Here is an 11,387-nt window from a genome sequence, read left to right as displayed (position 1 = left end):
CTATTTTCGCAGGAACCGCGGGCCGCCCTGCCGCGCCGGGCCCGAGGTTGCAGGTGTTACATCTGGTCCAAGGCAAAAACCTGGCCAGGGGCCCGTGCCGGCGGGAGCGCCTCCCCACCTCCTTCCCCGCGCGCGCAAGCCTTGACGCCGCTCAAGCCGGGCACGGGGATTGCATGGTCCAATCCGGCGGTTGTCCCTCCCCCACGGCCCGTCGCTGCGCACCATGCCGAGTTCTCCCGCTGTTCCTCCCATGCCCTCCACCCCCACGCCCGCTGCCGCCGCAGCGCCCCACACGCTCACGGAAGACGCGGTGGCCATCTTCACGGGGGTGCTGCTGATCTCCGTGGGCGTGGCGTTTTTCACCAATGCGGGATTGCTCACCGGGGGCACGGCAGGCCTTGCCTTCCTGTTGCACTACGCCACGGGCATCGGTTTCGGCAAGATTTTCTTCGTCCTCAACCTGCCCTTCTACTGGCTGGCCCTGCGCAAGCTGGGGCGTGCGTTCACGGTCAAGACCTTTGCCGCCGTGCTGCTGCTGTCGCTGCTGACCGAACTGCAGGCGCAGTTCCTGCAGTTTGCGCAGCTGCAGCCGCCGTATGCGGCCATCGCGGGGGGGCTTATCACGGGCACGGGGTTCCTGGTGCTGTTTCGCCACCGGTGCAGCCTGGGCGGCGTGGGGATCGCCGCGCTCTACCTACAGGAACGCTACGGCTGGCGCGCGGGCAAGATCCAGATGGCCGTGGATTGCGGCATCGTGCTGCTGGCGCTGTGGACGGTGGAACCCCTTCGCGTCGCCTGGTCCATCGCCGGGGCCGTGGCGCTGAACCTGGTGCTGGCCATGAACCACCGCCCGGGGCGCTACATGGCGGTATGAGCGGCCTGTGCGGCCCGGCGATGGCCGCCAGATGACAATATGGAAAGGCGCCGGGAACCTTGGGGCCCGCCGCCGTATCATTGGTGGATGCGTCGCGGCCTCTATTTCGTGTTGATGTTGGTGCTGGTCCTTCGGGGCCTCACCGGCACGGCCATGGCCGCGGGCGTCTTGCCGCCGCTGCTCCCCGCGGGCACGTCGCACCCGCAGGAACATTCCCATCACCATGCCGCTGGCGGCGACTCCATCGGCACGGCGGGGCAGGAGCACCACCAGGGCCTGCCTGCCGGAGAGGGCGGGGACGGACAGAACCCTGCCCACGCCCCTGGCCATGCCATGCTGGCCGCTGCCTCCGCCGGGTGCGACGGCACCAGTGCCGGCTGCGCGGCGCACGAGCACCACTCCGCCGCCTGCTCGGCGTGCGAGATCTGCCATTCCGCGATGCTGGATGCGCCCATGGCGCCAGCACCGGATCACCCCCCCACGGGCGCCATGCTGCCCGTCGCCTCCGCGCAGTTTGACAGTGCTCCCGCGGCACTGGCCATCAAGCCACCCATCGCCTGACCTCTGACGCCCGAAGTGCGTCTGCCCGAGCCCCACAGCCACCCGCCATCGGGTGGCGGGGCGGCAGCGCCATGCCCTGTTCGTCTGTTGTCTGGAGATCGCCATGCGCGCCCCCATTTCACTTTTCCTGTCTTTACCGTCGCTCCGGCGAGCAGCCTGCCTGGTGCTGCTCGCACCGGCACTTTCACTCGCCAACGGCACCGCATCCCCGGACACGGGATCCCTGCCCTTCCCTGCGGCGGACCCTGATGCGCCCACGGCGGCGCTGGTCCACCGCGCCACCGGGCCCCAGCCTGCGCTGGCGCAGGAGGCGCCCGCACCCCATGCGTGGCGTGATGCGCACAGGGCGGTGGCCGCCTTCCCCCGCGGCCATGCCGACATCCTGGCCTGGGAGGCCCGGCAGGGCGCCCAGCCTCGCCCCCCCAGCGCCCCGACGCCACAGGGGCACCACGCCGGACGCGGCGACTCCCGCGGCATCCACGGAAGCCAGGGTGGTTCCGCAACCCCGCAACCCTCCCCGCATGGCCACCACCACGCGCCCGGGAGCCGGCCATGAGCGCGCCGCAGTTCCTTTCTTCAACGGCACGCCGCCGTCCCGCACGCCTGTCCGTGCTGGCCGCTGCGGCCGTACTCGCGGGCTGCGCCAGCGTCTCGCCCGACGGCCTGCGGGGCGACGTGGCCGCGCTCACCGCGGGCCGAACGGGCAGCACGCAGGCCGCGGCCCTGCCCGCCAGCGACGCGGCAGCCCGGGCCAAGGCGGAGCAGTCCTTGCAGGGGTGGCTGGCCCAGCCCCTCACGCAGGATGCCGCCGTGCGCATCGCCTTGCTCAACAACCCCGGCCTGCAGGCGCGGCTGGCTGCCCTGGGCGTGGCGGATGCCGAACGCGTGCAGGCCATCACGCTGCCCAACCCACACCTGGCCCTGGGGCGCTTCACCAACAGCCAGGAGCGTGAAATCGAGCGCACCCTGGCCTTCAGCCTGCTGGATCTCATCACCCTGCCATGGCGCAGCCAGCGCCAGGAAGAGCGCATGCAGATCGCCACGCTGCAAGCCGCGCAGGAGGTGGTGGCGCTGGCCGCCGACACACGGCGCGCCTGGCTGCGCGCCGTGGCTGCCGAACAGGTCAGCGCCACGCACGACCGCATGGTGCAAGCCGCAGAAGCCGGAGCCGAACTGGCCCGCCGCATGGCGCGCGTAGGCAACTGGAGCCGCCTGCAGCACGCCCGTGAACAGGCGGTGCTGCAAGAGGCCATCCGCCTGCGTTCCCGCGCCCGGCTTGCCGCCGCCACCGAGCGCGAACAGCTCAACCGCCGCATGGGCCTGTGGGGACTGCAGGCGCAGTACCGCCTGGCGGACGCGCTTCCACCCCTTCCAGACGGCGCCTTGCCCGCGGACGGCATCGAATCCATCGCATTGCGCGAGCGGCTGGATGTGCAGGCCGCACGCCGCCAGCTCGACACCCAGGCGGTCAGCCAGGGCTGGAGCCGCGCGGGGGCCGTGTTTGGCGACGTGGGCCTGGCCTACAGCCGCAACACCGCCGCCGAGCGCGGCTCCGGCCACCGCGAGATCACGCGCGGCTGGGAGATCGATGCGCCCCTTCCCCTGTTCGACTGGGGCGGTGCCGCCCGCACCCGGGCCCAGGCCCAGGTGGAGCAAAGCGCTGCCCAGCTGCAGGAGACCGCCGTGCGCGCCCGTGGCGAAGTGCGCGCCGCGTGGCTCACCTACCGCACCGCGCTCGACCTGGCGCGCCAGCAGCGCGACGAGGTGGTGCCCCTGCGCCAGCTCATCACCCAGGAGACCACCCTGCGCTACAACGGCATGCTCGCCAGCGTTTGGGAATTGCTGGCCGAGGCGCGCGCCAGCACGCAGTCGGTGGCCAACGCCATCGAAGCCCAGCGCGATTTCTGGCTGGCCGAGACCGACCTGCAGCTCACCCTCACCGGCACGTCGCCGGGCGCGCTGCAAGACCTGGCAGCCAGCGCTGCCCCCTCCTCATCCCCACAAGGCCACTGACATGCAAAGACGCCATTTCTTCTCCGGCGCCGCCACGGCCGTGGCCGCTGTTTCCGTCAGCCGCGCGGCCCTGGCCGCCTTGCCCGAGCCCGCCATGCAAGGCAGCGCCGATACGTCCGCGCCGCTGCATCCGCCCACGGGCCGCCCCTACAACCCCGTGGTCACCCTCAACGGCTGGACCACCCCCTGGCGCATGAACGCGGGCGTCAAGGAGTTCCACCTGGTGGCCGAACCCGTGGTGCGCGAGGTCGCGCCGGGCTTCGTCGTCAACATGTGGGGCTACAACGGGCAGAGCCCCGGCCCCACCATCGAGGTGGTGGAGGGCGACCGCGTGCGCATCTTCGTCACCAACCGGCTGCCCGAGCACACCACCATCCACTGGCACGGCCAGCGCCTGCCCAACGGCATGGACGGCGTGGGCGGGCTCAACCAGAACGCCATCCAGCCGGGCAAGACCTTTGTCTACGAATTCACGGCACGCCGCCCGGGCACCTTCATGTACCACCCGCATGCGGACGAAATGGTGCAGATGGCCATGGGCATGATGGGCCTGTGGATCACGCACCCGAAGGCGGCGCACCCGCACATTGCCCCCGTGCAGCGCGACTACGCCTTCCTGCTCAACGCGTTCGACGTGGAGCCTGGCAGCCGCACGCCCAAGGTCAACACCATGCTGGACCACAACATCTGGTGCTGGAACAGCCGGGTGTTCCCCGCCATCAGCCCGCTGGTGGCGCGCCAGGGCGAGCGCGTGCGCATCCGCGTGGGCAACCTCACCATGACCAACCACCCCATCCACCTCCACGGCCATGAGTTCGAGGTGACCGGCACCGACGGCGGCCCCGTGCCCAAAGGCGCGCGTTGGCCCGAGGTGACCACCGACGTGGCCGTGGGCCAGATGCGCCAGATCGAGCTCATCGCCGACGAGCCGGGCGACTGGGCATTGCACTGCCACAAGAGCCACCACACCATGGGTGCCATGGGGCACGACGTGCCCACCATGATCGGTGTTCAGCACGAGGGCCTTGTCGGCAAGATCCAGAAGATCGTGCCCGACTACATGGTGATGGGGGAGCGCGGCATGGCCGACATGGGTGCGATGGAAATGCCCCTGCCCGACAACACCTTTCCCATGATGACCGGCACCGGCCCCTATGGCCCGCTGGAGATGGGCGGCATGTTCACCACCTTCAAGGTGCGCGCCGGCCAGGCGGCGGGCGACTACCAGGACCCGGGCGACTACCCGCAGCCGCCCGGCACCCAGGCCCAGGAATGGAAGGGCCTCGCGGCCAGCACCCCGCACCCGCCCCGCGGCGACACGCCAGGCACCGCAACCGGCGCGGCCTCCGCGCGCAAGCCCGCGGCCAGCGGACATCGGCACTGACATCCACGGCCAGCACCTCCCCCATTGAAAAGGAATCATTCATCATGAAAACTATCAAATTCATAGCAGCCATCGCTTTACTGGCATCCGCAACCAGCAGTTTTTCCCATGAAAACATGCCGCACCCCGGTGCCCGCGCAGCGGCGGTGAAGGAACAGAAGGCATGGGGCATCGCGGGCGACACCCAGGCCGTGGCCCGCACCATCACCCTGCGCATGACGGACGACATGCGCTTTACCCCCAGCCACATCGAAGTGCGCGAGGGTGAAACCGTGCGGCTGCGCGCCGAGAACAAGGGCCAGGTGCTGCACGAGGTCGTGATCGGCACCAAGGCCGACCTGGACGCCCACGCCGAGATGATGGCCAAACACCCCGGCATGGAGCACGACGAGCCCTACATGGCCCATGTGGGCGCGGGCAAGAAAGGCGACATCGTGTGGCAGTTCAACCGCGCGGGCCAGTTCGACTTTGCCTGCCTCATCGCGGGCCACTACCAGGCGGGCATGACCGGCACCATCACCGTGCTGCCCCGCAAGCCGTGATACCGCCCCGCACCCCAGGAAAACCCATGAACCGATACACCACGGCCGCGCACGGCGCCGCCCTGCCCCAAGCCACGGGCACGACAACATCCGCAGGCCAGTCCAGCCGCCGCCAGTGGCTGGCCACCACGCTGCCCCTGCTGGGTACCGCGCTGGCAACCGCCACGCTGCCGGGGCTGGCCCGGGCCGCTACGGGCACCGCCACCCCGGTGGAAGTGTGGAAAGACCCCAGCTGCGGCTGCTGCAAGGACTGGGTGGACCACATGCAAGCCAGCGGCTTCAAGGTGACGGTGCACGAGACCGGCAACAACGCCGTGCGCGCCCGCCTCGGCCTGCCGCCAAAGCTGGGCTCGTGCCACACCGCGCTGGTGGGCGGCTACCTCATCGAGGGGCACGTTCCCGCCAGCGATGTCCGCACTTTGCTGCGGCAAAAGCCCCCGGCCCTGGGGCTGGCCGTGCCGGGCATGCCCATCGGCTCGCCCGGCATGGATGGCGCCGCCTATGGCAACCGCCGCGACCCTTACGACGTGCTGCTGGTCGCCCGCGACGGCACCACCCGCGTCTTCAACAGCTACCACTCCACCACAGCGAAAGGCACCCCATGAAATCCTTGCAAGCCATCACCGCTTCCACCCTCCTTCCGGTCCTGGCCGCGCTCGCGCTGGCTGCAGCGGCGCAGCACGCCGTGGCCCAGGTGCCTGCGGCCGCCCCCGGCCAAGCAGCGTCCGCGCACGCCGGTGGTCAGGATGCGCTCAGCGAAGGCGAGATCACCCGCTGGGACGCGCGCACGCTGCGCGTCACCCTTCGCCACGGAGAGATAAAAAACCTGGACATGCCACCCATGACCATGGTCTTTCGCGTGCAGGACGCCAGCGTGGTGGGCGACCTGAAACCCGGCGACAAGGTGCGTTTCAGGGCCGAACAGGTGGGCGGGGCCTACCACGTCACGCGCCTCGAAAAAGCGCCCTGACAGGATCGCCCGGAGCCCTGACACCGCGCAAGGACAGCGCGGTGCCCGGGCACATAATCAAAGCCATGAGTTCATCCCCCCACGTCCTGGCCGGCAGCGCCGGCAGCATCACCCGCGTGGCCGGCATCGAAGTCGGCCACTTCACAGAAACCCGTCGCCCCACGGGCTGCACCGTCATCATCACCCGCGAGGGCGCGGTGGCAGGCGTGGACGTGCGCGGCGCCGCGCCCGGCACGCGCGAGACGGATCTGCTCGACCCGTCGAATCTGGTGGACAAGGTGCACGCCATCATGCTGGCCGGGGGCAGTGCCTGGGGGCTGGATGCCGCCACCGGCGCCGTGCGCTGGCTCGAAGAGCGCGGCATCGGCTTCGACGTGGCGGTGGGTCGCCTGCCCATCGTGCCCGCCGCCGTGCTGTTCGATCTGCTGGTGGGAGACATGCGCATCCGCCCGGATGCCGAGGCGGGGTATGCGGCGTGCGATGCGGCCTCCACCGCAGACCCCGCGGAAGGCAATGTGGGCGCTGGCACCGGCGCGGCCCTGGGCAAGATCTTCGGCATCCAGCGCGCCATGAAGGGCGGCATCGGCACCGCCTCGGTCACGGTCGATGGCGTGACCGTGGGGGCCCTCATTGCCTGCAATGCGCTGGGCGACGTGGTGGACCCGGACACCGCCCAGGTGATCGCCGGCGCCCGCACCGACGACGGCCTGCGCCTGCGCGATACCCGCCGCGCCCTGCTGCGCGGCGACCCGCCCCAGCCGCTGCTGGCGGGCACCAACACCACCATCGGCGTGGTCGCCACCGACGCCGCCATCACCAAGGTCCAGGCCCATCGCCTGGCCGTTGCCGCCCACGACGGGCTGGCCCGCAGCATCAACCCCGTGCACACCATGTCGGATGGCGACACGATCTTCAGCCTGGGCACCGGCCGCGCCAACAAGAGCCTGGGCATGATGGTCCTGGCCACCATGGCCGCGGAAGCCACGGCCATCGCCACGGCGCGGGCGGCACGGGCAGCACGCGCGATCACCACGGCGGAGGGACTGCACCTGCCCTGGGCGGGCGACCTGGGATGACGCCTCCCTGATCCCTGGCCGGCCACGCCTGCCCGGTTGACGCCGATGCAGGCACTGCCGCTGGGGCTTCCCGCGCGGGCCACCGCACGGCAGGCCAGCGCCGAAGAAGGCGTGCGCCTTGCCCCCCGCCGGCCCGGCGCAACGGCGCCCCTCGCCAGAGGATTCCAGGCACGGCGGCTGGAACAGCCGACACGGCAAGCCCCCCGGAAGCCCCTATGATGCATACGCCGGACGGCCCCCATGCGCCGGGCTTCCGGCAGCCGTGCAGTGCGGCCCGGCCGCGCGGCGGGCTTCGAGCACCACAGTTCCGATTGCAACGAGGAGAACCCATGAAAGACCCGACCCGTCTACGGCGCGCCTGGCTGCTGTGCCTGCCTCTCCTGGTGAACGCCCAGGCCGCGATGGCCCAGGACCAGTTCGTGGACCTGCAGTCGAACGGAGGCTATGCCTCCTACCGCCTGCCGGACGACACCACCCAGGTGGACCTGAGCGAACAGACGCAAGGCGCCTGCCGCTTCAACAGAACCTGGGGCTATGACCTGACCCGCCGCGAGCTGTGGACCAACGGCGGCTGCGGCGGCCGCTTCAAGGTCACCCGGGCCTACGCGTCCGGCAACATCCAGAGCGGCTCCAATGCCGGCGCGGCCGTGGCTGCCGTCGCCGCCATCGCAGGCATTGCCCTGCTGGCCAACCACAACCGGCATGACGACGACCGGAGGCCCGAGTACCCGGACTATCCCGACTACGGTGGCCGTGGCGGCGAGATCCGTGTGGACGGCCGCCTGTGCCTGGACGTGACCAAGGGCAACATCCGGCCTGGCACCCCGCTGCAGGTGTATGACTGCAACGGCACGGCATCCCAGCGCTTCAGCGTGGGCCGGAGCGGCGAAATCCGCGTGCGTGACCTGTGCGTGGATGTGGACCGTGGCGATCCACGCGACGGCGCGCGCGTGGTGCTGTGGTCGTGCTCCGGCTCCCGCAGCCAGAGCTGGTCCACACGGGGTGGGCAGATCGTGAGCCAGCTCAATGGCAAGTGCCTGGACGTGGAAGACGGCCGGGTCCGCCAGGGAGCGCCCACCATGGTGTGGCCATGCAACCGCAGCCCCAGCCAGCGCTGGTGGTGGTAAGGAGCCCGAGATGACGACGATGACGAATCCCGCCCTTCGCCTTCTTGGCGCTGCCGCCTGCACGCTGGCGCTGGTGGCAGCGGGCCACGCAGCCGACACCCCCGTGTCCTCGCCCGCCACGCCGCCCAGGCCTGCCGCTGCCGGCCAGAAACCCGCACCCAAGCCCCTCGCCAACCGGCTCCAGGCCATCTGCTCCTCCGCCGATCTCAACCACGATGGCAGCGTCTCGCTGGATGAGTTTCACCAGGACATCGTGCGCAGCTGGCACAGCCTGGGCCCTGACGCGGACGGCTATGTCCCGCTCTCCGGCCTGGCGAACGTGCCCCGCATGGGCAAGGGCCGGTTGAAGCGGCTGGCGGCCACCGACAAGGACGGTGACGGCAGGCTTTCGTTCAAGGAGGTTGTGGAAACCCGCATGGCCTACTTCGAAGCCGCGGACACGGACCAGAATGACGAGCTGTCGCTGCAGGAATGCGTGGCCTACGAGCGCCAGCGGCGCAGCAGCAAGCCGTAGATGCCGTGCGAGCCCCGGGATGCGGCGTAGGCTACGGCGCCTCGGACGCTTCCCGCATCCTGGCCATGATCGCCTCGATGTAGGGATCATGCAGCCCGTGCTCCCGCAGCGCACGATCAAGCGCCAGCACGTAGTCAATATTGGGGCCAAACACGCCACGGGCGCGGGCGACCAGCCGTGCCACGGTGGAGGCTGACGCGTCCTGCTCGTGCTGTGGGTGCTCGGTGTTGGCCACGAAAGTAATGGCATGGACCGTACCGCCCCCGGCCAGCTGCACCGGCAACCACCGCGGCACATAGCTGCCGCCCGTCATCTCGCGCGTCCACAGCAGGCGGACTTCGTCGCGGGCAGTGGGTGCGGCAAGCCTCAGCGCCACCCCCTGGACCTCGCCGCCGGACAGCAGGGAGAGCACGCGGCCAGGTTGCCCGGGACTGCCCCGCCCCGAGATGGAGCGCAGGCAGAAGCTGCGGTGCCAGCCCCGCAGCGTGGCCGTGCGCTGTTCTTCGAAGACCATGAGCGGGTTCCAGATGAGCGAGCCATACCCGAAGACCCAGACAGGGCCGCGGGGGCGCTGGGCCCAGGTCTCTGCAAAGGACTGATCGAGCCGTGCATCCGTCCATGAGGCATGTTCCGGCATGGCCAGGTGGCTGCGAAAGCTGCCGTTGCCGAGGTTCTCGCGGGTCAGGATCGTCATGGGAGCGACGGCGCCAGGGTGGGCACGGAAGATGAAGCAGCAGACAGTTTGCCATGCTGCCCCCGTCCTGCGCACGGGGCCGCAGGGGCGAGGCCTGGCACATACCGCACCAACGGATACGTTTGCTCCCCTGGCGCGGCCGCGCATGCACGGATAATCAGCGTGCCCCGGCCCCGCAGGGAGCATCGCCAGCACCGCGGCGGGCCATCCGCCCTGATTCAACCGCCTCCGGCGTGATACCCGTACCCGCTCCCTTCTCGCAGCCCCCGCCGTCCACCCTTTGCACCCCACACCGATCACATGTCCCAGGCCTTTCGCAACACCCTGCTTTCCCTGCGCGACCTGATCGTGTCGGCCGGCCCGCTTGCCTTTCTGGCGGTGGGGCTGCTGATGGTGGCGTACTGGTGGCTCAACCCCAACCCGCCCAAGACGGTGACGCTGGCCACCGGCCCCGGTCAGAGTGCGTATGAAGAGTTTGGCAAGCGTTACCAGAAAGCGCTGGCGGTGGACGGCATCGAGGTCGTGCTGCTGCCCAGCGACGGGTCCTCGCACAACCTCCAGCTGCTGCGCGAGGGGAAGGCCGACGTGGCATTCGTGCAGGGCGGCACGGCCGAACTGCAGCCCGATGATGCGGACGCGCTGGTATCGCTGGGCAGCCTGTTTGTAGAGCCCGTGTGGCTGTTCTACCGGACGGAATCCGCCGAGCGTGCCTACAACGTACCCAGGCTCGACAGCCTGCGCCAGCTGCGCGGCTGGCGTGTGAATGTGGGGTCCGAAGGCAGTGGCGTGCCCAAGCTGATGGAACGCCTGCTCGACGCGAACAAGGTGGAGCCCGGCGCGGTGAAGATGTCGCGGCTGGAGCAGACGCCTGCCACCATGGATTTTCTGGCGGGCAAGCTCGATGCGCTGGTTTTTGCCTCCGCCCCTGAATCGCTGATGGTGCAGATGCTGCTGCAGACGCCCGGCGTGCAACTGCTCGACTTCGCCCAGCATGAGGCCTATGCCAGGCGCTTTCCGTTCCTGACGCCGGTGACCCTGCCACGTGGCGTGGTGGACCTGGCCGCCAATGTGCCCACACGGGACGTGCGCCTGGTCGCCTCCACCACCTCGCTGCTGGCGCGCGAGGGCACGCACCCCGCTTTGCTGACCCTGTTCGCACAAAACGCGCAGAAGCTGCACGGCGGCTCGGGCTGGTTCAACCGCGCACGGGAGTTCCCCAACTCGCGCAGCAGCGAGCTGCCCATCGCCAAGGAAGGCGACCGTGCCATGAACGAGCCCGTCCCCATGCTGCAGCGCTACCTGCCGTTCTGGATGGCCAATCTGATTGAGCGCATGTGGCTCGTGCTGGGCATCCTGCTGGCGATCATGCTGCCACTGTCGCGCATCGTGCCGCCGCTGTACCAGTTCCGGGTGCGTTCACGCGTGTTCCGCTGGTATGGCCGGCTTCGCGAGATCGAGAACGACATGGAAGCGGGCAAGGCGGATTCGGCCGAACTCCTCAAGGCCCTGAACACGCTGGAGGCACAGGCCGAAAAGGTGAGCGTGCCGCTGTCCTACGCCGACGAGCTGTACGCGCTGCGCAACCATATTCACCTGGTGCGCAAGAAGCTGCTGCGCGCATGACCCACGGGG

General features: G+C 69.8%; 12 protein-coding genes. 11 read left to right on the top strand and 1 reads right to left on the bottom strand.

What is annotated here, in order from left to right:
• The first annotated feature begins 250 nt into the window (after nucleotides 1-250).
• The 10 genes from AC07OD_RS02495 (at nucleotide 251) to AC07OD_RS02450 (ending at nucleotide 9,061) form a co-directional block, all read left to right on the top strand.
• Nucleotides 251-874 carry a YitT family protein gene (locus tag AC07OD_RS02495; protein WP_218294261.1) on the top strand — a complete coding sequence of 208 codons (624 nt, stop codon included), beginning with the start codon at nucleotides 251-253 and terminating at the stop codon, nucleotides 872-874.
• An 87-nt stretch (nucleotides 875-961) separates the two neighbouring features.
• Nucleotides 962-1,435 carry a hypothetical protein gene (locus AC07OD_RS02490; protein ID WP_494594932.1) on the top strand — a complete coding sequence of 158 codons (474 nt, stop codon included), beginning with the start codon at nucleotides 962-964 and terminating at the stop codon, nucleotides 1,433-1,435.
• A 552-nt stretch (nucleotides 1,436-1,987) separates the two neighbouring features.
• Nucleotides 1,988-3,448 (top strand): TolC family protein, encoded by a 1,461-nt coding sequence (locus tag AC07OD_RS02485; RefSeq protein WP_494594930.1) that lies wholly within the window; start codon nucleotides 1,988-1,990, stop codon nucleotides 3,446-3,448.
• Nucleotide 3,449: 1 nt separating this feature from the next.
• Complete coding sequence (locus tag AC07OD_RS02480; protein ID WP_494594928.1) at nucleotides 3,450-4,832, top strand: multicopper oxidase family protein; 1,383 nt, start codon at nucleotides 3,450-3,452, stop codon at nucleotides 4,830-4,832.
• Nucleotides 4,833-4,876: 44 nt separating this feature from the next.
• Nucleotides 4,877-5,374, top strand: coding sequence for a cupredoxin domain-containing protein (locus AC07OD_RS02475; protein ID WP_218338899.1), 498 nt, complete (start codon nucleotides 4,877-4,879; stop codon nucleotides 5,372-5,374).
• Between the two features lie 26 nt (nucleotides 5,375-5,400).
• The gene (locus AC07OD_RS02470; RefSeq protein ID WP_494594925.1) at nucleotides 5,401-5,979 is read left to right on the top strand and encodes a DUF411 domain-containing protein; all 579 of its coding nucleotides are present in this window, start codon (nucleotides 5,401-5,403) and stop codon (nucleotides 5,977-5,979) included.
• Nucleotides 5,976-6,344 (top strand): copper-binding protein, encoded by a 369-nt coding sequence (locus AC07OD_RS02465; RefSeq protein ID WP_218338901.1) that lies wholly within the window; start codon nucleotides 5,976-5,978, stop codon nucleotides 6,342-6,344. The genes AC07OD_RS02470 and AC07OD_RS02465 overlap by 4 nt, the downstream gene beginning before the upstream one ends.
• 65 nt (nucleotides 6,345-6,409) lie before the next feature.
• Nucleotides 6,410-7,420 (top strand): P1 family peptidase, encoded by a 1,011-nt coding sequence (locus AC07OD_RS02460; protein WP_492255116.1) that lies wholly within the window; start codon nucleotides 6,410-6,412, stop codon nucleotides 7,418-7,420.
• A 329-nt stretch (nucleotides 7,421-7,749) separates the two neighbouring features.
• Nucleotides 7,750-8,547, top strand: a complete 798-nt coding sequence (locus tag AC07OD_RS02455) for a lectin (RefSeq protein ID WP_494594922.1) — start codon at nucleotides 7,750-7,752, stop codon at nucleotides 8,545-8,547.
• A gap of 10 nt (nucleotides 8,548-8,557) precedes the next feature.
• The gene (locus AC07OD_RS02450) at nucleotides 8,558-9,061 is read left to right on the top strand and encodes an EF-hand domain-containing protein (protein WP_218294252.1); all 504 of its coding nucleotides are present in this window, start codon (nucleotides 8,558-8,560) and stop codon (nucleotides 9,059-9,061) included.
• A gap of 31 nt (nucleotides 9,062-9,092) precedes the next feature.
• On the opposite strand, the gene AC07OD_RS02445 is transcribed toward AC07OD_RS02450, so the two are convergent.
• On the bottom strand, nucleotides 9,093-9,755 hold the full coding sequence (locus AC07OD_RS02445) for a gamma-glutamylcyclotransferase (protein ID WP_218294251.1): 663 nt from the start codon (nucleotides 9,753-9,755) through the stop codon (nucleotides 9,093-9,095).
• A 300-nt stretch (nucleotides 9,756-10,055) separates the two neighbouring features.
• Between AC07OD_RS02445 and AC07OD_RS02440 the strand changes: the two genes are divergently transcribed.
• A complete protein-coding gene (locus tag AC07OD_RS02440) occupies nucleotides 10,056-11,378 on the top strand; it encodes a TAXI family TRAP transporter solute-binding subunit (protein WP_218294250.1) in 1,323 nt (440 codons plus the stop codon).
• The last annotated feature ends 9 nt before the right edge of the window (nucleotides 11,379-11,387 follow it).

This window comes from Acidovorax sp. GW821-FHT10E03, assembly GCF_059415205.1.
Note: the sequence above shows the minus strand (reverse complement) of the source record. Positions and strands in the feature narration are given on the sequence as shown.